Source organism: Streptomyces sp. TRM64462 (assembly GCF_013362995.1).
Lineage (GTDB): Bacteria > Actinomycetota > Actinomycetes > Streptomycetales > Streptomycetaceae > Streptomyces.
Map to the genome: position 1 here is coordinate 12586 of NZ_JABWDV010000347.1, position 20895 is coordinate 33480.

The window sequence follows — 20895 nt, forward strand, 5'->3', positions numbered from 1 at the left end:
ACGTAGGGGCGTCAGGCTCCGCCCGGGTGCCGGGTCCGCAGCTCGTCGATGACACGGCGGGCCTCCGCGAGCTGGTCCTCCAGCGTGATGATGCGGCACGCCGCCTCGATGGGCGTGCCCTGGTCGACGAGCTCCCTGGCCCGCGCGGCGAGCCGCAGCTGGTGGCGCGAGTACCGGCGGTGGCCGCCCTCCGAGCGCGGCGGGGTGATCAGCCCGGCCTCGCCGAGGGCCCGCAGGAACGCCGGTGTCGTGCCGATCAGCTCGGCGGCGCGGCCCATCGAGTACGCCGGGTAGTCGTCGTCGTCGAGGTTGTCGGCGGTGTTGCGTCGCGCTCCCTGAGGCATGCGCACCTTTCGTCCCGGGCTCGGGGCGTCGCGGCCGGCCCCGCCCCCGTGCGGAACGGTAGCCGCGTACGGAACGCATGTCTATTTCGGCCGTTGCAGATTTTCTGAGACGTTCGGCCGAATGTCGGAGAATTCCCCCCGGATGGGAAATCTGCGTGCTACTGTCGACGGCAGTTGCAGTTGTGGTTCCCATGTCTTCACATGTTCTGATCGCCGTTCCGGCGGCGGAGCATTTCAGTGTTGTATTGCCGGGTTTTCCGGACGGGGCAATCATCGCGGCGACGCGGGGCCCGCGCAGTGCGGGTCCGAAATCCCCGTCAAGGAGAAAACAGCATGGCTACTGGCACCGTGAAGTGGTTCAACGCCGAAAAGGGCTTCGGCTTCATCCAGCAGGACGGCGGCGGCGCCGACGTCTTCGCCCACTACTCCAACATCGCGACGCAGGGCTTCCGTGAGCTCCAGGAAGGCCAGCGCGTCAGCTTCGACGTCACGCAGGGCCAGAAGGGCCCGCAGGCGGAGAACATCGTTCCCGCCTGAGGCCGGACGTTCCCGCGCCGCCGGGGCCCGCACCGTGGGTGCGGGCCCCGGCGCCGTCGCGTTCACCCCGCACCGACCACCGGAAGTCCCGCGCTTCCGGCCGAATCGAGGGCCGTGAATTCCTCGATCTCTTCGATCGCCCCGATCTGATTTCCGAGGAACACCCTTTATGGCCCGTACGACTCCGCGCCGCACCCGCCGCCCCAAAACGCAGAACCCGCCGCCGCCGAGGGATTTCGCCCCGCCGGTCACGCACACCCCGCCGCTGCCGCCCGTGGCGTCCTTCGACGCACTCGGCCTGCCCGCTCCGCTCCTCCACGCGCTCGGCGCCGAAGGGGTGACGGAGCCGTTCCCGATCCAGGCGGCGACCCTCCCGAACTCGCTGGCCGGCCGTGACGTGCTGGGCCGCGGCCGTACGGGCTCCGGCAAGACCCTCGCCTTCGGACTGGCCGTCCTCGCCCGGCTCGCCGGCATACGCGCCGAACCGCGCCGCCCCCTCGCCCTGGTCCTCGTCCCCACCCGGGAGCTGGCCCAGCAGGTGACCGACGCCCTCACCCCGTACGCCCGCGCCCTCGGCCTGCGCGCCGCCACGGTCGTCGGCGGTGTGTCGTTCGGGCGCCAGGTGGCCGCCCTGCGGGACGGCGCCGAACTCGTCGTCGCGACGCCCGGCCGGCTGCGCGACCTGGTCGAGCGCGGCGACTGCCGGCTCGACGCCGTCGGCATCACCGTCCTCGACGAGGCCGACCAGATGACCGACATGGGGTTCCTGCCCCAGATCACCGGACTGCTCCAGCAGACCCGCTCGGACGCCCAGCGGCTGCTGTTCTCGGCCACCCTGGACCGCAACGTCGACACGCTCGTACGGCGCTACCTGCACGACCCCGCCGTCCACTCGGTCGACCCGACGGCCGGCGCGGTCACCACCATGGAGCACCACGTCCTGCACATCCAGGACACCGACAAGAACGCCACGGCCACCGAGATCGCCGCCCGCGACGGGCGCGTGATCATGTTCCTGGACACCAAGCACGCCGTGGACCGGCTCACCCGGCTCCTCCTCAAGAACGGCGTACGGGCCTCCGCGCTGCACGGCGGCCGGTCGCAGGCGCAGCGCACCCGGACTCTCGCCCAGTTCAAGTCCGGCGACGTCACGGCGCTCGTCGCGACGAACGTGGCGGCGCGCGGCATCCACGTCGACGACCTCGACCTCGTCGTGAACGTCGACCCGCCCGGCGACCACAAGGACTATCTGCACCGCGGCGGCCGCACCGCCCGCGCCGGCGAGTCGGGACGCGTCGTCACCCTGGTCCTGCCCCACCAGCGCCGCACCGTCGACAGCCTCATGGCGGACGCCGGGATCAGGCCGCGGACCACGGCGGTCCGCTCCGGCGGCGCCGAACTGAACCGCATCACCGGGGCCCGCACCCCGTCCGGCGTCCCGGTCGTCGTCACCCCGCCGCAGCCGCAGCCGCAGCGGCAGAAGCAGAGGGCATCCGCGTCCGCCCCGGCATCCGGCTCCGGCTCGGGTGCCGGGTCCGGGTCCGCGTCTCGTTCGGGTGCGTCCCGGAGGCGGCGGGGCGGGTCCTCACGGCGCCGCCGCCCCGCCCGGGGCGGAACCACGGCGTGAACGTCCCGTCCGCACGACCACCACGACCCTGTGAGGCACCATGCGCTGTGTGATCGCCCGCTTCCCGTTCGACTTCGTCGCGAGCGAGGTCGAGGCCATGATGTCCGGCGTACGAGCGGAGCCGGCCGTCGGGCCCTGCGCCGTCATCGGCCGCCGGACGTTCCCCGTCAAGCAGGTCGGTGAGGTGATCACCCGGCAGGACCGGCGCGACTTCACGGCGGCCGAGGTCACCCGGGCCCTCCGGGCCCTCGGCTTCACGTGCGTCACGCACCCGGTCGGCGGCGCGGCCGGCGCCGCTCAGCCGTCGGTGTAGCTGAAGTCGCCCACCGTCCAGGCGCTCACGTCCTCAAGGGCCACCCGGTACATCCCGCCCGTCTCCGGGATCCCCAGCGTGCCCTGGAGGATGCGGGCCACGTGGAAGTGCAGATGCGTCGGCGCCGCGTCCCGGTGCTCACGCGAGCCCGCGTCCGGCGCCGCGAAGGAGGAGGCGAACGCGCCGAGCCGGTCCGAGTCCCGCAGGACTTCGGCCACCCGCTCCCTCCACACGCTCTCCGGGGCGAGTCGCCCGGTGATGACGGCACCGTCGACGACCACGGTGAGGGACATCTGACTGGACTGCTCCGACTCGACAGTCGCCGCGACATCAACGAGCAGGGCATCAGGCTTCGTCATGCCGCGACCTTACAAGCAGGCCCGCCGCCGTGGGGCCCCGCACACCCACGGATCGCCCCTGGGCCGTACGGGTGAGTTCTCTCCCCCCCGGCATGCTTGGGCCTGTGGCCGAGGTGACGGCGTCCCTCCCCGGCCCGGCCCGGGCGCGGTCAGTACCCGGTCGGGCGCACCAGGCCCGTCTCGTACGCGAAGACCGCCGCCTGCGTCCGGTCGCGGAGGCCCAGCTTCACCAGGATCCGGCTCATATGCGTCTTCACCGTCTGCTCCGCCACCACCAGGCTCCCGGCGATCTCCGCGTTCGACAGGCCCTGCGCCACCAGGGACAGCACCTCCGTCTCCCGTTCCGTCAGGTCGCCGACCCGGTCCTTCAGCACCACACGCGGGGCGCCGGTCACGCGGGAGAACTCGGCGATGAGCCGCTTGGTGATGTTCGGCGCGAGCAGCGCGTCCCCGGCCGCCACGACCCGGACCGCACGGGCGAGCTCCGCCGCCGACGCGTCCTTCAGCAGGAACCCGGACGCCCCCGCGCGCAGCGCCTCGTACACGTACTCGTCGAGGTCGAAGGTCGTGAGCACGAGCACCTTGGCCATGGCCCCACGGGCCTCCGTGATGCGCCGCGTCGCCTCGATACCGCCGAGCCCCGGCATCCGTATGTCCATGAGCACCACGTCCGGGGCCAGTCCGGCGGCCTTGGCGACGGCGTCGTGGCCGTCGACCGCCTGGCCGACCACCTCGATGCCGGCCTCGGCGTCGAGCAGCACGGTGAACCCCTGCCGCACCATCATCTGGTCGTCGGCGATCAGCACACGGACAGTTGTCGTCGTCATGCGGTGTCCTCACCAGCGGTGTCGGGCAGGGCAGCCGGGAGGCCCGGCGCAGTCGGCAGCGCCGCGGTCACCTCGTAGCCGCCGTCCGGGGTGGCCCCGGTGACCACCTCGCCCCCCAGCATCGCAGCGCGCTCCCGTATACCGAGCAGCCCGTGACCCTCCCCGACCCCACCGCCGGGACCGCGCTGTCCGGCGACGGGGGCGGTGTTGGTGACGCGGACGGTGAGCGCGGCCGCGTGGTAGCCGATCTCCACCTCCACGTCCGCCCCGGGCGCGTGCCGCAGCACGTTGCTGAGTGCCTCCTGCACGATGCGGAACGCCGACAGGTCCACGCCCGGCGGCACCGGCCGCGGCTCGCCCGCCGTCCGGGCGTGCACCGTGAGGCCGGCGTCCCGCACCTTGCCGATGAGCTCGTCCAGCCGGTCGAGGGTGGGCTGCGGCGCGTGCCGCGCCGGCTCCGCCGGGGCGTCCTCCGAGCGCAGCACGCCCAGTACCCGGCGCAGTTCGGTCAGTGCCTCCACCGCGTGGTCGCGGATGCCGGCCAGGTTCTCCTTCAGCTCGTCGGACGGCCGCTTGACCAGGTGCGGGGCGACCTGCGCCTGTATGGAGATCACCGACATGTGGTGGGCGACCACGTCGTGCAGTTCCCGGGCGATCCGCTGCCGCTCCTCCAGCAGCGTGCGCCGGGACCGCTCCTCGGCGGTCATCCCTTCCTGAAGGACCAGTTCGTCATGGGCGACCTGCCGGCCGCGCAGCGTGGCGCCCACGACGACGGCCGTGGTCAGCACGACGACCGCACGGCCGATGCTGGAGTTGTGCACCGGCGGCGCGAGCAGACCGCACAGCCCGCCCGCCACGATGCTGAGCGTCAGAGCCTCGGCCGCCGCCCGCGGCCGCACCCGCAGCGCCAGCAGCAGCAGGACCCCGGCCTGCGCGGCGATCCCCCACCCCGTCCAGGGGAACAGCGCGTCCCGGTGCACGGAGGACGCCGCGAGCAGGGCGACAGCGACCACGCCGAGCGTCACCATCCACCAGGCGGCCACCGGCCGGAACAGCGCCGCGACGAGCGCCGCCCCCTGCAGTCCGCCCAGCAGCAGCGCGTACGACATACCGAGCCCGTAGCGGCCGAAGGCCAGTTCGCTGACGCTGAACACGACCAGGAGGACCGCGCACAGCACCAGCGCCGTCACGACGGCCGGCTGCCAGATCATCCAGCCGGGCCGTCCGCTGACCGGCCGCGGCGGCGGCCCGACGGCCGCACTCCACAAGTCCTCGCGCAGCGCCCGTGGAAGCCCCTTCACCGCCGTCGGCACCCGCCGTACGAGCGCAGCCGCCCCGCCCTTCCGCACACGATGTCCTTCACGCATCGCGCACCACCCCCCTCTGTCCGGGCCTCCCCGCGCACACCACGCGCGAACGGCCCACCTTCCCCTTGTCATCCTTCCTGCTGTCGACCTTGCCGCCCCCTGCGCTCTCGTACGTGCGGAACGCGGCCCAGCACACCAGCAGCCCCGCGGCGAACACCGGCAGCCAGAGCAGCCGCGCCACCAGCCACCCGGCCTCGTCGGGCACGGTGTGCAACCCGGGCAGCGGGTCCCCGGCGGCGAACAGGCCCGTGGCGGTCACCGCCATCATCGCCGTCTGGTGCCAGAGGAAGATCGTCATCGCCGACTGGTTCACGAGCGCCACCGGCGCCCACGCCGCAGGGCGCCGCAGCACCCGCCGCAGCGGCCCCCGCAGCAGCAGCGCCGCCCCGCACTGGGCGAGCCCGAACGTGACGGCGGCGAGGGTCGGCGGGCTGAGGTTCGAGACCTCCGCCCCCGGGACTCCGACCATGGCGGCCGGATACCCCGCGCACACCACCAGCAGCGTCGCGGCGGCCGCGCCCCCGCCGAGCAGCGCCCAGCCGGCCGTCCGGCCCCGCAGCCGGCCCTGGGCCCACGCGGCCCCCAGGCAGTACGGCACCAGCCACCCGCCCGCCACATTGACCCACCCGGCCCACGCAGGACCGCCGCCCCAGAACCGCCACACGTCCACACCCGCGACGAGGGCCAGCGGCCACGCCGGGTGGAGCCTGGCGACCACCGGTGTCGCGGCGGTCAACGCCACGTACACCAGCAGGAACCACAGCGGGGACCACACCAGCTTCAGCAGGTTGTGCACCGTCTCCCAGCCCACGCCCGACGCCAGCATCGCCCCGGCGGCCACGCCCCACACCACCAGGACGGCGGCCACCGGCCGGAACAGCCTGCGTATGCGCCCGCCGAGCCACTGCCGATAGGGCACCCCGCGCGACCGGGCCGCGGCATGGCTCCGGGCACCCACCCGGCCCCCGACGAGAAAGAACACAGCCAGCGTCTGGAACACCCAGGAGACGGGGGCCAGTCCGGGCAACTCCCGCAACGGGCTGGCGACGCGCAGCGTGCCGCTGTCGGCGACCAGCGCCGTCACCAGCCAGTGCCCGAGCACCACGCCCAGGACGGCGAGAGCCCGCAGGGCGTCATCGGCCCGGTCACGGCCGGGCGGTGTGGCGGCCTCGATCCGCCGGACGGCCTCAAGCACCGCGCACCACCCCCGACACACCGTGCCCCGGCACGTCACGCCCGGACACGATCCGGCCGATGTTCCGCAGCGCGACGGAGCCCGGCTTCAGATAGTCGCTGTGGCCGCCCTCGCCCGCATCGAAGACGCGGGCGCCGAACTCGTCCGACACGGGGTCCGTCCCGAACCCGACGGTCGTGAGGACCAGCGGCAGCCGCACATGCGGCACGTCCGCTATCCAGTCGCCGCCGCCGCGCCCCGCCCACACGGTCGCCCCGGTCCGCAGCGCGTCCACGCTGTCGGCGCCGGTACCGGGACTGCCGTACAGCACCACGTCCGAGACCCGCAGCCCGGACACGGCCCGGGCGCACACCACGGACCCGTACGAATGGCACAGCAGCGAGATCCGCCCGGCCGGCAGGGTCGCCCCCAACCGCTCCACGAATCCGCGCAGTCGCGACGCCCCTTCGTCGGCGCGTCCCGCCGTGAGGGCCCGGAGGCTGAGAGCGCTGGGCGTGGCGTAGCCGAGCCAGGCGATGACGGCGACCCGGCCGCCGGTCTCCTCCCGCAGCGCGACAGCACCCGCTCTGAACCGGTCGTACGAGTCGAGGTCGGTGTCCGAGCCGGGCACCAGCACGGCGATCCGCTCCGCCGCGGCCAGGTCCCCGAACACCTCCACCGCCCGCCCGCCGTCCCGCCCGTCGAAGGAGAGGAACTGCCGCTCCGGACCGGCCATCGCCCGCAGCGCCGCCGCCCGACGCCGGTCCCCGTGCCCGGCCGCCACCGCCTCCGCCGCCCGTATCCCGTCCCGGCTCGCCGCGTACCGCTCCCGCAGCCCGTCCGCACTCGCCTCCGGCATCCCGTCCCCCACCACGGGCACCGGCGCCGGCACCCCCGCCGCCCGCGCCGCCCCCGACACCGGTACGGCCACCGACAGCACGACGAGCACGGCGAGCAGCCCACGACGCACACGGCCCTTGCCGCGCACACGAGTTCCCCGCAGACGAGATCCGCGCCGACGAGTCGCCATAGGACAGTCCTTCCGTGCCGAAGACCAGCGCTGGACCAGCGCTTCCGACACGAAAAGTACGAACCCCACACCCCACCCGACGTCACACCACGGAGCCAACCTTCCCCGTAGCTCCCAGGTATGACAGGTATGACAGGTATGGCTTCGCATGGCAGGAAGGGTGGGTTCTTCGTCATTGCGGACACCTCTGCCCGGTTGAAGAATTCCAGGCATGACCACGGAGGAACCGCGTTCCGGCGCGGGCAGGGACGTGCTGGTCGTCGTGTACGACGACGTTCAGAGTCTTGATGTGACCGGGCCCGTCGAGGTGTTCGTCGGAGCCGGGTACGTGGCCGGGGTCGGAAGCGGGGGCGGGAGCGGGGGCGGGGGCGGAAGCGGGGACCGTGGCGCCTACCGGGTGCGGACCGCGTCCGTCGGGGGGCGGGCGGTGCGGACGTCCAGTGGGCTCACCCTCCTCCCCGACCTCGCCCTGGAGGACGCCCCCGTGCCGCACACCCTGATCGTGCCCGGCGGGCACGGGACGCGGGAGGAGCAGCCAGAACTCGTCGCGTGGCTGCGCGAGTTCGGGGCACGGCCCGAGCGGCTCGTGTCCGTGTGCACGGGCGCCCTGCTCCTCGCCGACGCCGGGCTGCTCGGCGGGCGCCGGGTCACCACGCACTGGGCGTACAGCGCCAAGCTCGCCCGCGACCACCCGGACATCGACGTCGACCCCGACCCCATCTACGTACGCGACGGCCACATCGCCACCTCCGCGGGCGTGACCGCGGGCATCGACCTCGCCCTCGCGCTCGTCGAGGAGGACCTGGGCCGCGACGTCGCCCTCACCGTCGCCCGCCACCTCGTCGTCTTCCTGCGTCGGCCGGGCAACCAGGCACAGTTCAGTGCCCAGTTGGCCGCGCAGACCGCGCGGCGCGAGCCCCTGCGGGAGGTGCAGCGCTGGATCAGCGAGCACCCGGACGGCGACCTGTCCGTGCCCGCGCTCGCCGAGCGCGCCCGGCTGTCGCCGCGCCACTTCGCCCGCGCCTTCCACGCCGAGACCGGTGTGCCGCCGGGGCGGTACGTCGACCGCGTACGGCTCGAACACGCCCGCCGGCTCCTGGAGGACACCCGCGACAGCGTCGAGGAGGTCTCCCGCGCCAGCGGCTACGGCACCCCCGAGGCCATGCGCCGCGCCTTCGTCAAGGCCCTCGGGTCCGCGCCCGCCGAGTACCGGCGGCGGTTCCGCGCCGCCGGGGCCTCGCCCGCCCCTGTTCCTGTCTCTTCTTCCCGTTGCTTGGAGAAGCCGCTGTGCAGACCGCCATCTTCCTCTACGACAAGTTCACGGCGCTCGACGCCATCGGGCCCTACCAGGCCCTGAGTTCCCTGCCCGGTTACGAGACCGTCTTCGTGGCCGAGCGCTCCGGGCCCGTGCTGGACGACAACCGGATGCTCTCCCTCGTCGCCCGCAAGTCCATCGACGAGGTCACCCGGCCCGACATCCTCGTCGTCGTCGGCAGCGGCCAGCCCGACCTCGGCAACGACACCGTGTCCGACTGGCTGCGGGCCGTCGACGCGCACACCACCTGGACCGCGTCGGTCTGCACCGGCTCCCTGATCCTCGGGGCCGCCGGGCTGCTCAAGGGGCGCCGCGCCACGACCCACTGGCTGGCCATGGACAAACTGGAGCGCTTCGGCGCGGAACCCGTCGACGAACGCGTCGTGTTCGACGGCAAGTACGTGACCGGCGCCGGGGTGTCCGCCGGCATCGACATGGGACTCAGCCTCGTCGGTCGCGTCGCCGGGGACACCCACGCCCAGGCCGCCCAGCTGATGATGGAGTACGACCCCCGGCCCCCGTACGACGCCGGGTCCCCCGACAAGGCACCCGCCGCACTCGTCGAACGGTTCCGCGGGGCGGGACTGGCCCTGGAGTGAGGCGAGGGCGATCAGCCCCACAGCGCGCGGCCCGCCGCGACGCCCGCGTAGGCGCCCGCCAGGGCGAGGGCCGTCGTCGCCGCGATGTTCGCCGCCGCGTACGCCGCCGAGCCCGAGCGGGCCAGGCGCAGCGTCTCGTACGAGAACGTCGAGTACGTCGTGAGCGCACCGCACAGGCCCGTGCCGAGCAGGGCGTACGCCGGGGACGACACCGCCGCGCCCGCGAGCGTGCCCAGGATGAGGGAGCCCAGCAGATTGACGGCGAGGGTGCCCCACGGGAAGACCGTGTCGTGGCGGGACTGGACCGCACGGTCGGTGAGGTAGCGGAGGGGGGCACCCAGAGCGCCGCCCGCCAGGACCAGCAGCCAGATCACCCGTCAACCCCGGTCCCGCCGGCCCCGCCGGCCCCGGCGCCATCCGCCCCGGTCCCGTTCGCTCCTGCCCCGTTCGCTCCTGCCCCGTCCTCGCCCGACCCGCCCTCGCCCGACCCGTCCTCGCCCGGCCCGGCTGACTCCGTTCCGCGTCCCCGGCCCACGTACCGGATCACCTCGCAGGGCTCCAGCGTCACCAGGCCCTCCGCCACCAGCTCGTCCAGCCGCGGCAGGAACGCCCGTACGCGCGCCGCCTCGTCGACGACGACCACCGCCACCGGCAGGTCCTCGCTCAGCGACAGCAGCCTCGACGTATGGATCAGGGACGACGCGCCGAAGCCCTCGATGCCGCGGAACACGCTCGCGCCCGCCAGCCCCGCCTCGTGCGCGCGGTGCACGATCTCCGTGTACAGCGGCCGATGCTGCCACTGGTCCGACTCGCCGACGAAGACCGTCAGGCGCAGGGCCGTACCCGTCAGTCTCGTCATGCCGCCGCCCTCCGTTCCGCCGTCCGCCGCTCCAGCGTCCGCCGCGTCCCCCACGCCGTCAGCGTCACCGCCGTCAGCGCGGCCGCGAGCGTCGCCACCAGGTACGTCATCGCCGTCAGCGGTCGGCCGCGCTCCAGCAGGCCGTGGACGTCGAGCGCGTACGTCGAGAACGTCGTGAACCCGCCCAGCACTCCCGTCCCGAAGAACGGGCGCACCAGCCGGTGCGGGCGCCACACCTCGTCCAGCAGCACCATGAACACGCCAATCGCCGCGCAGCCCACCGCGTTCGTCCACAGTGTCGCCCAGGGGAACCCGCCCGGCGCGGCGGGCCACGCCACCGCCACGGCGTGCCGGGCCACCGCCCCCAGGCCGCCGCCCAGCGCCACCGCGCCGAGCACCGGCCACTCCGCGCGCGGCGCCACGCGGCGAGCGGCCGGGCGCCATGCTCCGCGTGCTCCGTGCGCCCCTCGGGTCGTACCGGTCATGAGACGGAGCCTAACCACGGCATCCCCGCGCGCCATGCTGCAACGACCTGCTCGGGGCCCCTCGGGTAGGTCACCCCGTGGCGAGGAGCCGGGACACCAGGGCGTCCACGTCCACCCGCTCCTCGCCCTCCGGCACCACCTCGTACGTACGGTCCAGGAACCGGCCGAGCGACTGCTCGCCCACCGTGAAGTCCGCCTCACCGCACAGTTCGATGTGCACGCCCGGCCACCCCGGCCACACCCGTACGTCACCCTCCCCGACCTCGTGGCGCAGGCCCTCCCGCAGCATCCCCCGGTCCAGCCGCCACTCCGCGTACACGTGTTCACCGTCCGTGAAGGCGACGCGCACCGCGTACGGGTCGGCCTCGTCGTACGTGAGGTGCGCAAGGACCGGCAGTTCGTGAAGGCGCATGAAAAGCTTGTCGTGCAGGACGGCGTTCATGGGTTCCTCCCGAGCCAGAGAGTGGCGAGCTCCGGATGCGAAGCCGGATGCGAAGACGTACGCCTCCCCCAGTGCCCCTCAGAAGCGACGCCTATCCTGCTCGCACGAATCCCGCCCGGCTCGCCCCCGGGCCTGAGCGGTGCTGAGCGGTGCTGAGCGGTGCGTGAGATGGGTCGCATGTGGACGTTTGGGGCTCTTCGAGCCGCCCGTCCCCGGCCTAACGTGTGCGGATGCCTTGCCTGTCGCCGCTCGCCGCCGTCGCCACGACGTACACGCCGCGCCTCGCCGAGTTCGCCTTCGAGCCCGGGTTCGTCGCCGCCGTGGACCAGCATGTCGCGGAACTGCGCGAGCGCATCGGCGCCGACGGGCCCGGGCTGGTGCCGCCGGCCCCGGACGAGGAGGCGCTGTCCGACTACGCGCTCGGGTTCCTCGACGCGCTCGCCGAGACCGGCTGGGACGAGCCGCCCGGCCACGACTACGCCGTGTGCCGGCTGACCGCCGTCTGCTGGCTGATACGCCGGTACGACCTGCTCGGCGACCGCCCCGGCACGGGCCGGGCCCGGGACCCGTTCGACGCGTCGGACGCCGAGAAGCGGGACCCGGGCCCGGACCCGGATCAGGACCTGGACCTGGATGGCCTGGACCTGGACTGAGCGGTCACATCGGGTCCCTGCCGGTCCCTTCACCCGCGCCGCCCACGCCGCCCGCGCCGCCCCGGCGCTCCCGCTCCCTCTCCTGCTGCTGCGCCAGCGCGTCCTCACGCCCCGCCATGTAGGCGCCGGTGCCCCCGCGGGCCTTCGCGGTCTCCTGCTCGGCCGTCGCCATCCAGCGCTCCATCCGCTGCCGCATCGGCATGATGGCCCCGCCGCCGACCCCGACGATCAGGATGCCGGCCGCCGTCGCGAGCACCGCGTACAGCACCGGCTGCGTGACCGCCGTGGCGATCTGCGCCTGCCCCAGCGCGGCGATCACACCGAGGGCCACGATGACGGCCCACACCGCGGTCGCGACCGTGTTCCCGTACGAGACGCCCGAGAGCACGCCCCGGACGATGTTCCGCACCGCGTTCGCGATGGCCATGGCGACGACCACCAGGACCAGCGCCACCAGCGCCTTCGGCAGCCAGCTCACGATGCCGTCGATCATGCCGCTGATCGGGTTGGGGCCGAACACCCCGAACGCGAGCTGGAGCGTCACGAGCAGCAGCAGGTAGTACACGACCCTGCTGAGGATGCCCGTCGCGTCGTACTGCGAGTTCTCCAGCATGCGGGAGGCGCCCGCCCGTTCACTGAGCCGTTCGAAGCCGACCCGCCGCAGGACTCGGTCGACGACCTTGGCGATCACCTTCGACACGAACCAGCCGATGGCCAGGATGACGAGGAAGGCTACGAGTTTCGGAACGAACTGGGCGACCCTCGACCAGGCGTCGGTGAGGCCCTGCTGGAAGTCCACCGCGAGGGTGGTGACGGTCGTGACGTGCTGGGGCATGAGGGGTCCTTCACTCGGCAAGCCTCCCGCAGAGGCTCATGACCCTCCGTGGATATCAGCCGTGCCGTGGGCCCTCCCGTCCCTGACGCGCCGACGGGCGGCATATGGACGCCATACGGATGACCATGCGTACGGGCGTGCCGTACGTGCCGGGCGTGCCGTACGTGCCGTGCGTGCTGTGCGTCAGAAGCGCTCCGGATAGGTGACGGCGAGCGCGAGGTAGCCGACGAGCGCGACGGCCACGATGACGCCGACGACGTACTCGGTCATGAGGGGACTCCCGGTGTACGGACAGTGGACACAGTGGAAGACGGCGCCCGTCCGGCAGCCGTTCCGGGTTCGAGGAAACCCGCCCAGGCCGCGCGCCGGGCGCCGCGTTGACACCCCCATAACGAGCGGCGACGCCCTCTTGGCGCGGTCCGTACGCGTCACGTACGCGCGCATGCGCGTAGGCCGGTCGGCGGACACGGCGCTGCGAACCGTCCCCGTTCTTCCTACCGTGGCTGAATGATCGTCAGTTCTTCGGTCCGGGTCGCGGCCGGTGCGACCGCTCTTCTGCTGCTCGTCCTGCTGCTGCCGCTGCTGGTCCTGTCGTCGGCCGCGGCCGCCGCCGCGTCCGCCGGCGGCACCCGGGCGGGTGAGCCGATGCCGCCGCGGCCCAGCGCCCGCGTCGACCCGGCCGTCCTGCGCCGGCCGGGCACCCAGGTGCGGCTGCCCCCGGGCGGTACCGCGCCGCCGGAGCTGTCCGCGCGGGCCTGGCTGGTCGCGGACGCCGGTACGGGTGACGTGCTGGCCGCGCACAACGCCCACAAGCGGCTGCCGCCCGCCTCCACGATCAAGGCGCTGTTCGCCCTCACGGTGCTGCCGCGCCTCGGCGACGACACCCGGCACACGGTCACCGAGGAGGAGCTCGAAGGGATCGGCGCCGGCAGCAGCCTCGTCGGCGTGAAGGAGGACGTCACGTACCGGCTGTCCGACCTGTGGCACGGCGTGTTCCTGCACTCGGGCAACGACGCCGTACGGGTGCTGGCCGGGCTCAACGGCGGCTGGAAGGCCACCGCGCGCCAGATGGAGGCGAAGGCCAGGTCGCTGGGCGCCCTCGACACGAAGGTCGTGTCGCCGGACGGGTACGACGCGAAGGGCCAGGTCTCGTCCGCGTACGACCTGGCGGTCTTCGGCCGCGAGGGGCTGCGGAACCCCGACTTCGCGCGCTACTGCGCCCTGCCGTACGCGTCGTTCCCTGCGGGCGGCTGGGCGTACGGGATCCGCAACACCAACCGGCTGATCACCGGCGACGACGGGGTCGCCCGCTACCCGGGCGTCATCGGTGTGAAGAACGGCTACACCAGCAACGCGGGCCACACCCTGATCGCCGCGGCGCGGCGGGGCGGGCGGACGCTGGTGGTGTCGGTGCTGAACCCGCGGGACGGCGGATTCCGGGCCGTGTACGAGGAGGCGCGGGCGCTGCTGGACTGGGGCTTCGGGCCCGGGGCGAAGGTGCAGCCCGTGGGGTCGCTGCTGCCGCCGCGGCCGGTGCCGCTGTCGGCGGCGGCGGCGGCCGGGCCCGCGGGCGGGCGGGCGCGCAAGGCGGTGCCTTCGACGTCGGCGTCAGCGGCGCCTTCACCCTCGACGTCGGCCCCGAGCGCGTCGGCCACGAGCGCCTCTGCCCGGGGCGCGTCGGCCACGAGCGCGTCGGCCACGAGCGCGTCTGCCCGGGGCGCGTCGGCCGCAGTGGCGTCGCGCCCGGCGGCGGCCGCCCCGCCGTCGAGGCCTGCGTCGCCGGGAGCAGCGGCACCCGGACCCGCGCCGGTCGAGGCGGGGGCCGTACGGGCCGACGGGCAGGCCAGTCCGGTCCTGCCCGTCGTCCTGGTCGGTTCGGCGTGCGTGGCCGCCGCCACCCTGTGGATGGTGCGGCGGCGGACCGCGCGCTGACCGATCTGCTCCCGTTCCCGCTCCTAGAGCACGAGGGCGTTACGACGCCGACTCGGCGGGCCCGCTGCCGTACGGGCGCGTGATGATCTCCATGGCCTGCCGTGACGGGTCCATGAAGTACAGACCGCGCCCGCCGTCGTTCCGGTTGATCTCGCCGGGCCGCTTCTGGTGCGGATCGGCCCAGTACGTGATGCCGAGCTCCTTGATCCGTTCGAAGGCGGCGTCGAACTCGGCCTCCGATATCAGGAACGCGTAGTGCTGGGTGGTGATGTGGTCCTCGGGGACCGTCGCGAAGTCCAGGGTGACGCCGTTCGCGGTCTGGACCGGGAGGAACGGGCCCATCTCCGGGCCGACCTCAAGGCCGAGGATGTGAGCGAGGAACTCGGCGGACTCCTGCCGGTCGCGCGCGGCGACGATGGTGTGGTTGAGCTCTACAGACACGGTGGAATGCCTCCATCGGGCAATCTCACGGGCACCTCCATGCCTCACCCGGTCGGTGACCGACACGCGATGCCGTACTTCGAGCGTAAGAAGATCGGCCGGGGACCGTCGAGTGGTTTCCGGCCAACTACGGATCACCGCCGCAGCGCCCACCGCTGCACCGACTCCAGCGGCCCCGCCCGGAACCGGCGCAGCCACAGCGTCGACCCGACGAGCAGCACCAGGCTCACGGCGGCCCACAGCCCCATCACCCACCATGGCCGCCATGTGTCGCCGAGCCTGGCCGCGAGGCCGAGCCCGAAGCCGTACGAGACGAGGACGCACAGCACGTTCTGGAGGACGTAACCGGACAGGGCCGTCCGCCCCACCGACGTGAGCCCGCGCAGCACCGGGCCCGGCCGCCGCCGCACGCGGTCCACGAGCGCGCCGATCAGCCCGATGTACCCGACCGCCACCAAGGGCGCCGCCGCGTACCGGGCCAGCAGGAAGAAGTCGCCGCCGCCCAGCGCGCACGCCACGTTCAGCGGGACGCCCAGGCCGAGCCCCCACCGCAGCATCCGCGCCCGGATCCGACGCCCCGTGTCGTCGGAGCCGAACGCGCCCGCCCGCAGCAGCCGCACGCCCAGCAGGAACAGGAACACCAGCAGCGCGAACGACAGCACCGGCTCCAGGCGCAGCGCCACGGCGTTCTCCAGCCGGAACGCGATCTGGTCCGGCCAGCTGCCGTGCGCGTACAGGTCGACGACCCGCTGCGAGACCCCGTCGGAGTCACCGGAGCCGGTCCCGCCCAGGGCGAGGGCCGCCGTCAGCAGGCCCATGAGCGTCAGGTGCAGACCGGCCGCCCACCACATCACGCGCCGCCTCGCCCGCTCCGAGCGGGTGAGCAGCCGGGCGACGAACAGCGCCGTCACCGCGTACCCCATGAGCACGTCCCACGCGAAGACCAGCAGGAAGTGCACCGTGCCCTCGGCGAGGAGGAACAGAGCCCGCCACCGGTACCGCCCCGGCCACGGCTCGCCGCGCCGCTCCGCCGCGCCGTACTGGATGGCGAGCCCGGCGCCGAACAGGATCGTCAGCAGCGCCAGGAACTTGCCGTCCGCGACCAGCCGGAACAGGGTCTCCGCGGCGTCCCCCACGGAGCCCGACCCGAAGCCGGACATGCCCGCGGCGCCGCTCAGCACGCCCCACTCGGCGCCCGGCCCCGTGAAGATCCATACGTTGGTCATCAGCGTGCCGAGGATCGCGGCCCCGCGCAGCACGTCCAACAGCCCCAGCCGCTCACCACCACGGCCCGGCCCACCCGTAGCCGCCGTGGCCGCCGTAGCCCCCGTGGCCCCCGTGGCCCCCGTTGTCGTCGTCATGCACCTCATCGTCGGCGCGCCCGGGCCCGCATGCGTCGTGACGGGGGACGAACTGCCGCTGCATCAAAGGATGTAGTGGCATGGCCCTCTCTAGTACGGGGTGTCCCGGCCCGCCAGGTAGGAGTGGAGGCGCCGGGTGTTCTGCTCGGTCCAGCCGTCCGGCGGGACCACGGCCGCCCAGCCGTCGGCGGCGCCCGCGCCGTAGCGGTGGCCGTGCGGCGCCTTCACGCCGTAGCTGACCGCCATGTCGACGGTGGTCTGCCAGAACGCCACGAACGGGAACCAGTTGATCTCGGACGTGATGTCCGGGCCGAGCGGTTCGTTCATCCACTCGGGCCGCTGGAACAGCAGGTCCGGCGACCACCAGACGATCGGGTCGGACGCGTTCTGCAGGTACACGACGCGCGGCGACCCCCAGGGGACACCGGCGGGGCGCCGCAGGTCAACGGCCGGGAACTGGGCGAAGCGTACGTTGCGGCCCTCCCGGTACTGCGGCCGCCACACCGGGCTGCCCGGGTCGCGCTCCTCCCTCAACTCCCGGGAGATCGGCGAGAAGTGGGGGGCTCCGAGGAGCAGCGCGCCGTCCGTGGACGCGAGCAGGTCCTCGACGCCGTCGAAGGCGGCCTCCACGGCGTACGCGCCGAGGCTCTCGCCCGTGACGACCAGCTTCGGACGGGCCGCCGCCGGCAGGGCGGCGACCTTCGCCCGTACGGCGTCGACGAGTGCGCGCGTGGCCTTGCCCGCCTTCTCCTCGTCGACGACGAAGGACACCCAGGACGGGAGGTACGAGTACTGGACGGCGACGATCGCGGTGTCGCCGCCGTGCAGGTACTCCAGGGCCAGGGCGACGTTCGGGTCGATCCAGCCGCTGCCGGTGGTGCCCGCGACGGCCAGCACCCTGCGGCTGAACGCGCCCGTGCGCTCCAGCTCCCGCACGGCGAGCCCGGCCTGGGCGCGGAACGGGGCGTCGGCGTCGTCGGCGCGGTGGAACGCGCGGGGGATCCCGGAGCTGATGTAGACCCGTACGGGGTCCTTGGCGGGGCGTCCGGTGAAGGCGCTGAGGTCGGCGCGGGACGGCACGGTGCCGGTGAAGTTGCGGCCCTGGTAGCCCAGGTCCTGCCAGCGCGTCAGGGAGCCGGGGCCGCCGGACACGTACGGCGACACGGGGCGCGTGATGCCGTCCTTGGTGCCGCGGTCGGTGGCCGCGGCGATACGGTCGGCGACGTCGATGACGCCGCGGTCGAAGACGACGTCCCGGACGCCGACGGTCACGGCCAGCGCGGTGAGCAGCAGCCCGGTGCCGACGGCGACGGGGCGGGGCAGCCAGCCGTCCAGGGCGCGGATGAGGCGGCGCGCGCCGAGCCGTACGAGCCGGGCGGTGACGACGAGCAGCGCGCACAGGGCGACCGCGATGAGGCCGATCATCACGCTGTGCCAGGTGAGCGCGGGCGGCAGGCCCTGCAGTCGGCGCAGCCTGCGCTGCATGTCGGCGCCCTCGGATATGAGGAGCCCGGCGAGGGCGGGGGCCAGCACCCAGTACGCCTGCCAGCCCCGCACCCGTACGGCCCGCCGTAACGCCGCGCGGGGCTGCCAGGGCACGAGGGCCCGGGCGAGACCGGAGGCCGTGGCCCCGAGTGCGTACCCGATGGCGGCGGTGATGCCGCCGATGACGCCCTGGAGGATCCAGGGGCGCGGGACCAGGGACGGGGTGAGGGACAGCCAGAAGAAGACGGTGGCGGTGCAGAGCGCGGTGAGGTCGGGCCAGCGGCGTACGACGCGGCGCGGGTCGGAGGGGTCGCGGTAGGGGCGGGCGGCGAAGGCGGAGGCCGCGCGGAGACGGCGCCGTACGGCGTGCGCGCCGCGCGCCGCCAGGACCACCCCCGAGGCCGTCATGTGCCCGACGGTAGCCGGACGTTCGCGACGAACGCGAGCAGGTTGGCCCGCATCCGGTCGACCCGCTCCTCGACCGTGAGCGACTCCTCGTACCGGGCCGTGCGCAGCGACGGCTCCCGCTTGCCGCGTACGTACAGCGGGCAGGCGAGGTCGGCGCAGACGTAGACGCCCACGGTGTTGCCGTCCCGCCCGGAGGCACCGGCGCGCGGCGCGACGAGCAGCGAGACGCCCGACGAGGCGTGCCCGGTGAGGCAGATCCGGCACAGGCTGGACTTCACGGCGCTGGTCCGCCCCCGCTCGGGCACGCGCAGGGCGATGCCCACGGGTCCGTGGTCCTCGTCGGGCGGCAGGACGACGTAGGCGCGGAGGGGTGCGCCGGGATCACGCCAGCCGAGGAAGTCGAGGTCGTCCCAGGGGGTTTCGGCGAAGTCGGCGGGAAGCTTGAGGCGGGCCGCGTCGCCCTTCGAGCAGTTGATGAAGGACGCGCGGATCTGTTTGTCGGAGAGAGGTTCCACGTACCGGGACCGTACGGAACGTCATGGGGATCAGCATCTGATTTTTTGCTCCATCTGTCTTGTTTGGCTCGCTCTGTGTGGGTACTCGATGGCCATGAGTACACAGACAGCGACCAGCAGTCCCGGCGGCGACGCGAAGTCGACCGCCGCCGCCACGCAGCCGATCTCGCTGGCCCGGGAGATCCAGGGCCGCGTCCGCACCTGCCGGCCCGCGCGGACGGACCGGGAGCCGGAGGATCCGGCGGCACTGGAATGGAACATCGTCCGAGGGGAGGACTGAACGCGGACCGAGCGCGGACCGAGCGTCTACGCCGTCAGGTGGGCGTAACTCCTCGGATGCCGGGCGAGGAAGTCCCGCAGGGTCATGGGCGCGTGTCCCGTCAACCGGTGAACGGTGTCGGAGACCGCGCCCATCTCGCCGCGTGCGATGGCCTCGTACGAGGTGACCCAGCCGGTGACCTGCCATTCGGGCGCGCCGTAGCCGGAGCGTGAGGCGTACGCCTCGTCGCGGGTCTCGGGGAGGTAGCGGATGGTACGGCCGGTGGCCCGGGACATCTCCTCGGCGGCCTCCGCGAGGGTGAACGCCTCGGGGCCGGTCACGTCGTAGGTGGCGCCGTCGTGCGCGGCGGGCCTGAGCAGCGCGACGGCCGCGACGTCGGCGATGTCCGCGTGGGCGACGGCGGCGACCCGCCCGTTCCCGGCGGGGCCGCGGATGACGCCGTCGCGCCCGGTCATGGCGGGGATGCCGGCGAGGTACCAGCTGTCGCGGAGGAACGTGTACGCCAGGCCGTCATGGGCGCGGATGTACTGCTCGGTGTGCCAGTGGTCCCGGGCGAAGGTGAAGGTGGCGTCGGGGGCGGCGCCCTGGAACGACAGATAGACGATCCGGCCGACGCCGGCCGACACGGCGGCGTCGACGGCGGTGCGATGCTCCGTGACGCGCCCCGGGTTCTCGTGGGCGGACACCAGGAACAGCGTGTCGGCCCCGTCCAGGGCCCGGCGCATGGCCTCGCCGTCCCCGTAGCTCGCGGGCGGCGCGTGCACGGCGCCCGGCAGCTCGGGCAGCCGCGCCGGGTCCCGCCCGACGAGCCGGACCGGCACCCCGGCCATGGCCAGCCGGTCCGCGACCCGCCGCCCGATGTGCCCGCTAGCTCCGGTGACGGCGATGACTCCTGTGGCTCCACCCATGCCCGCAGTCTCGGCCACGCCCGGCTCCGGGGCACCCGCACCGGGCCAACAGTGGCACCACCGGCTCCCGCCGCGTGGCGGTCGGGTGTCAGGTGTACGCCTCTGTCACCTGCAGGATCCGGGCCGTGAGGCCCTCGTACGGGTGGCCGGGCGGGACGGGTCGGCCAGGAACGCGCGGTAGGCGGGCTCCGACGGGAAGCTGAGGAGGTGGACCTCCGCGTGCCCGTCGTCCGTGCGCAGGCGTCGTTCCAGGCGGCCGCCGTGGCGGGGCAGGAGCGCGAGGAGCCGGTCCTCGTGCGCCCGCGCGCCCGGTACGTCGTCCGGCGGGAGGTCCAGGACGGCGGCGACCTGGAAGCGCGGCGGCGCCCCGGCGCCGTCCGCGTCGAGCCGCTTGTGGAAGTGGACGTCGACGTTGCCGCCCGGGATGCCCTCGGTGCGGCCCGTCTCGACGTACCCCAGCTTGCGGTAGAAGCCGGGCGCCTGGAACGAGAAGGACGACACGACCATGTCGCGGCACCCGCGCCGCCGCGCCTCCTCCTCGGCGGCCCGCATCAGCCGCGTACCGAGCCCCGTACCGCGCTGGTCCTCGCGGACCCACAGCATGCTGACGCCGCAGCAGCCGCCCCAGGTCCAGCCGGTGAGGCCGCCGGCGACCGCGCCTTCGTCGTCCGTGGCGCGCACGGACAGCCCGGCCTCGTCGCCGGCGCCGGTCGCCCGCCGGTTGAAGTCGGTCAGTCCGGCGTCGAGTACGGACTCCAGCTCCTTGTCCTCGCCGCCCGTCGTCAGCTTCACGCTTCGC

General features: G+C 73.7%; 25 protein-coding genes and 1 pseudogene. 8 read left to right on the forward strand and 18 right to left on the reverse strand.

The window, feature by feature from the left end:
- Positions 1-11: 11 nt before the first annotated feature.
- The gene (locus tag HTZ82_RS18450; RefSeq protein WP_175410514.1) at positions 12-344 is read right to left on the reverse strand and encodes a MerR family transcriptional regulator; all 333 of its coding nucleotides are present in this window, start codon (positions 342-344) and stop codon (positions 12-14) included.
- A 333-nt stretch (positions 345-677) separates the two neighbouring features.
- On the opposite strand from HTZ82_RS18450, the gene HTZ82_RS18455 reads away from it, so the two are divergent.
- From HTZ82_RS18455 to HTZ82_RS18465, 3 genes are all read left to right on the forward strand, one after another.
- Entirely contained in the window at positions 678-881 is a 204-nt protein-coding gene (locus HTZ82_RS18455; protein WP_175410515.1) for a cold-shock protein, read from the forward strand.
- 169 nt (positions 882-1050) lie between these two features.
- Entirely contained in the window at positions 1051-2508 is a 1458-nt protein-coding gene (locus tag HTZ82_RS18460) for a DEAD/DEAH box helicase (RefSeq protein WP_175410516.1), read from the forward strand.
- A gap of 40 nt (positions 2509-2548) precedes the next feature.
- Entirely contained in the window at positions 2549-2821 is a 273-nt protein-coding gene (locus HTZ82_RS18465) for an SCO5918 family protein (protein ID WP_175410517.1), read from the forward strand.
- Here the strand turns inward: HTZ82_RS18465 and HTZ82_RS18470 are convergent.
- The 5 genes from HTZ82_RS18470 to HTZ82_RS18490 all read right to left on the reverse strand — a co-directional run bounded on the left by HTZ82_RS18470 (position 2806) and on the right by HTZ82_RS18490 (position 7578).
- Positions 2806-3180: a hypothetical protein gene (locus HTZ82_RS18470; protein WP_175410518.1), complete on the reverse strand. Its 375-nt coding sequence runs from the start codon at positions 3178-3180 to the stop codon at positions 2806-2808. The genes HTZ82_RS18465 and HTZ82_RS18470 overlap by 16 nt on opposite strands.
- 149 nt (positions 3181-3329) lie before the next feature.
- Positions 3330-4007, reverse strand: coding sequence for a response regulator transcription factor (locus HTZ82_RS18475; RefSeq protein ID WP_175410519.1), 678 nt, complete (start codon positions 4005-4007; stop codon positions 3330-3332).
- Positions 4004-5374, reverse strand: a complete 1371-nt coding sequence (locus tag HTZ82_RS18480) for a histidine kinase (protein WP_175410520.1) — start codon at positions 5372-5374, stop codon at positions 4004-4006. The genes HTZ82_RS18475 and HTZ82_RS18480 overlap by 4 nt, the downstream gene beginning before the upstream one ends.
- Entirely contained in the window at positions 5367-6569 is a 1203-nt protein-coding gene (locus HTZ82_RS18485) for an acyltransferase (protein WP_175410521.1), read from the reverse strand. The genes HTZ82_RS18480 and HTZ82_RS18485 overlap by 8 nt, the downstream gene beginning before the upstream one ends.
- Positions 6562-7578: an alpha/beta hydrolase gene (locus HTZ82_RS18490; protein WP_175410522.1), complete on the reverse strand. Its 1017-nt coding sequence runs from the start codon at positions 7576-7578 to the stop codon at positions 6562-6564. Before HTZ82_RS18490 ends, HTZ82_RS18485 begins: the two co-directional genes overlap by 8 nt.
- A gap of 211 nt (positions 7579-7789) precedes the next feature.
- On the opposite strand from HTZ82_RS18490, the gene HTZ82_RS18495 reads away from it, so the two are divergent.
- Complete coding sequence (locus tag HTZ82_RS18495; protein ID WP_175410523.1) at positions 7790-8935, forward strand: GlxA family transcriptional regulator; 1146 nt, start codon at positions 7790-7792, stop codon at positions 8933-8935.
- On the forward strand, positions 8866-9492 hold the full coding sequence (locus HTZ82_RS18500) for a DJ-1/PfpI family protein (RefSeq protein WP_175410524.1): 627 nt from the start codon (positions 8866-8868) through the stop codon (positions 9490-9492). Before HTZ82_RS18495 ends, HTZ82_RS18500 begins: the two co-directional genes overlap by 70 nt.
- Positions 9493-9503: 11 nt before the next feature.
- On the opposite strand, the gene HTZ82_RS18505 is transcribed toward HTZ82_RS18500, so the two are convergent.
- The 4 genes and pseudogenes from HTZ82_RS18505 to HTZ82_RS18520 all read right to left on the reverse strand — a co-directional run bounded on the left by HTZ82_RS18505 (position 9504) and on the right by HTZ82_RS18520 (position 11278).
- Complete coding sequence (locus tag HTZ82_RS18505) at positions 9504-9866, reverse strand: CrcB family protein (protein WP_175410525.1); 363 nt, start codon at positions 9864-9866, stop codon at positions 9504-9506.
- Positions 9867-10018: 152 nt separating this feature from the next.
- Positions 10019-10351 (reverse strand): annotated as a pseudogene (locus tag HTZ82_RS18510) (DUF190 domain-containing protein); the annotation flags it as partial.
- The gene (locus tag HTZ82_RS18515) at positions 10348-10836 is read right to left on the reverse strand and encodes a CrcB family protein (protein ID WP_175410527.1); all 489 of its coding nucleotides are present in this window, start codon (positions 10834-10836) and stop codon (positions 10348-10350) included. The pseudogene HTZ82_RS18510 and the gene HTZ82_RS18515, both read right to left, overlap by 4 nt.
- 70 nt (positions 10837-10906) lie before the next feature.
- Entirely contained in the window at positions 10907-11278 is a 372-nt protein-coding gene (locus HTZ82_RS18520) for an SsgA family sporulation/cell division regulator (RefSeq protein WP_175410528.1), read from the reverse strand.
- A gap of 230 nt (positions 11279-11508) precedes the next feature.
- Between HTZ82_RS18520 and HTZ82_RS18525 the strand changes: the two genes are divergently transcribed.
- Entirely contained in the window at positions 11509-11931 is a 423-nt protein-coding gene (locus HTZ82_RS18525; protein WP_309235553.1) for a DUF6401 family natural product biosynthesis protein, read from the forward strand.
- A gap of 4 nt (positions 11932-11935) precedes the next feature.
- Here the strand turns inward: HTZ82_RS18525 and HTZ82_RS18530 are convergent, their stop codons facing one another.
- A complete protein-coding gene (locus HTZ82_RS18530) occupies positions 11936-12766 on the reverse strand; it encodes a hypothetical protein (RefSeq protein ID WP_175410529.1) in 831 nt (276 codons plus the stop codon).
- A 183-nt stretch (positions 12767-12949) separates the two neighbouring features.
- Positions 12950-13210 carry a potassium-transporting ATPase subunit F gene (locus HTZ82_RS31855; protein ID WP_217624294.1) on the reverse strand — a complete coding sequence of 87 codons (261 nt, stop codon included), beginning with the start codon at positions 13208-13210 and terminating at the stop codon, positions 12950-12952.
- A gap of 63 nt (positions 13211-13273) precedes the next feature.
- Here HTZ82_RS31855 and HTZ82_RS18540 point away from each other — a divergent pair, with 63 nt between their 5' ends.
- Positions 13274-14698 carry a D-alanyl-D-alanine carboxypeptidase family protein gene (locus HTZ82_RS18540; RefSeq protein WP_175410530.1) on the forward strand — a complete coding sequence of 475 codons (1425 nt, stop codon included), beginning with the start codon at positions 13274-13276 and terminating at the stop codon, positions 14696-14698.
- Positions 14699-14737: 39 nt separating this feature from the next.
- Here the strand turns inward: HTZ82_RS18540 and HTZ82_RS18545 are convergent, their stop codons facing one another.
- The 4 genes from HTZ82_RS18545 to HTZ82_RS18560 all read right to left on the reverse strand — a co-directional run bounded on the left by HTZ82_RS18545 (position 14738) and on the right by HTZ82_RS18560 (position 18908).
- Positions 14738-15139 (reverse strand): VOC family protein, encoded by a 402-nt coding sequence (locus tag HTZ82_RS18545; RefSeq protein WP_175410531.1) that lies wholly within the window; start codon positions 15137-15139, stop codon positions 14738-14740.
- Positions 15140-15273: 134 nt separating this feature from the next.
- Positions 15274-16500: a DUF418 domain-containing protein gene (locus HTZ82_RS18550; RefSeq protein ID WP_175410532.1), complete on the reverse strand. Its 1227-nt coding sequence runs from the start codon at positions 16498-16500 to the stop codon at positions 15274-15276.
- A gap of 90 nt (positions 16501-16590) precedes the next feature.
- The gene (locus HTZ82_RS18555; RefSeq protein WP_175410533.1) at positions 16591-18393 is read right to left on the reverse strand and encodes an alpha/beta-hydrolase family protein; all 1803 of its coding nucleotides are present in this window, start codon (positions 18391-18393) and stop codon (positions 16591-16593) included.
- Positions 18390-18908: an FBP domain-containing protein gene (locus HTZ82_RS18560; protein WP_175410534.1), complete on the reverse strand. Its 519-nt coding sequence runs from the start codon at positions 18906-18908 to the stop codon at positions 18390-18392. The genes HTZ82_RS18555 and HTZ82_RS18560 overlap by 4 nt, the downstream gene beginning before the upstream one ends.
- A gap of 94 nt (positions 18909-19002) precedes the next feature.
- Here HTZ82_RS18560 and HTZ82_RS18565 point away from each other — a divergent pair, with 94 nt between their 5' ends.
- Positions 19003-19188, forward strand: a complete 186-nt coding sequence (locus HTZ82_RS18565) for a hypothetical protein (protein WP_175410535.1) — start codon at positions 19003-19005, stop codon at positions 19186-19188.
- Positions 19189-19214: 26 nt separating this feature from the next.
- Here the strand turns inward: HTZ82_RS18565 and HTZ82_RS18570 are convergent, their stop codons facing one another.
- Together HTZ82_RS18570 and HTZ82_RS18575 are read right to left on the reverse strand one after the other, a co-directional pair.
- Complete coding sequence (locus HTZ82_RS18570) at positions 19215-20096, reverse strand: SDR family oxidoreductase (RefSeq protein WP_175410536.1); 882 nt, start codon at positions 20094-20096, stop codon at positions 19215-19217.
- A gap of 105 nt (positions 20097-20201) precedes the next feature.
- On the reverse strand, positions 20202-20888 hold the full coding sequence (locus HTZ82_RS18575) for an N-acetyltransferase (RefSeq protein ID WP_175410537.1): 687 nt from the start codon (positions 20886-20888) through the stop codon (positions 20202-20204).
- Positions 20889-20895 lie beyond the last annotated feature (7 nt).

Coding starts and splice junctions, on each gene's coding strand:
- HTZ82_RS18450 (WP_175410514.1), bottom strand. CDS start 344: ATGCCTCAGGGAGCGCGACGCAACACCGCCGACAACCTCGACGACGAC.
- HTZ82_RS18455 (WP_175410515.1), top strand. CDS start 678: ATGGCTACTGGCACCGTGAAGTGGTTCAACGCCGAAAAGGGCTTCGGC.
- HTZ82_RS18460 (WP_175410516.1), top strand. CDS start 1,051: ATGGCCCGTACGACTCCGCGCCGCACCCGCCGCCCCAAAACGCAGAAC.
- HTZ82_RS18465 (WP_175410517.1), top strand. CDS start 2,549: ATGCGCTGTGTGATCGCCCGCTTCCCGTTCGACTTCGTCGCGAGCGAG.
- HTZ82_RS18470 (WP_175410518.1), bottom strand. CDS start 3,180: ATGACGAAGCCTGATGCCCTGCTCGTTGATGTCGCGGCGACTGTCGAG.
- HTZ82_RS18475 (WP_175410519.1), bottom strand. CDS start 4,007: ATGACGACGACAACTGTCCGTGTGCTGATCGCCGACGACCAGATGATG.
- HTZ82_RS18480 (WP_175410520.1), bottom strand. CDS start 5,374: ATGCGTGAAGGACATCGTGTGCGGAAGGGCGGGGCGGCTGCGCTCGTA.
- HTZ82_RS18490 (WP_175410522.1), bottom strand. CDS start 7,578: ATGGCGACTCGTCGGCGCGGATCTCGTCTGCGGGGAACTCGTGTGCGC.
- HTZ82_RS18495 (WP_175410523.1), top strand. CDS start 7,790: ATGACCACGGAGGAACCGCGTTCCGGCGCGGGCAGGGACGTGCTGGTC.
- HTZ82_RS18515 (WP_175410527.1), bottom strand. CDS start 10,836: ATGACCGGTACGACCCGAGGGGCGCACGGAGCACGCGGAGCATGGCGC.
- HTZ82_RS18520 (WP_175410528.1), bottom strand. CDS start 11,278: ATGAACGCCGTCCTGCACGACAAGCTTTTCATGCGCCTTCACGAACTG.
- HTZ82_RS18525 (WP_309235553.1), top strand. CDS start 11,509: ATGCCTTGCCTGTCGCCGCTCGCCGCCGTCGCCACGACGTACACGCCG.
- HTZ82_RS18530 (WP_175410529.1), bottom strand. CDS start 12,766: ATGCCCCAGCACGTCACGACCGTCACCACCCTCGCGGTGGACTTCCAG.
- HTZ82_RS31855 (WP_217624294.1), bottom strand. CDS start 13,210: ATGCGCGCGTACGTGACGCGTACGGACCGCGCCAAGAGGGCGTCGCCG.
- HTZ82_RS18540 (WP_175410530.1), top strand. CDS start 13,274: ATGATCGTCAGTTCTTCGGTCCGGGTCGCGGCCGGTGCGACCGCTCTT.
- HTZ82_RS18550 (WP_175410532.1), bottom strand. CDS start 16,500: ATGACGACGACAACGGGGGCCACGGGGGCCACGGGGGCTACGGCGGCC.
- HTZ82_RS18555 (WP_175410533.1), bottom strand. CDS start 18,393: ATGACGGCCTCGGGGGTGGTCCTGGCGGCGCGCGGCGCGCACGCCGTA.
- HTZ82_RS18565 (WP_175410535.1), top strand. CDS start 19,003: ATGAGTACACAGACAGCGACCAGCAGTCCCGGCGGCGACGCGAAGTCG.
- HTZ82_RS18570 (WP_175410536.1), bottom strand. CDS start 20,096: ATGGGTGGAGCCACAGGAGTCATCGCCGTCACCGGAGCTAGCGGGCAC.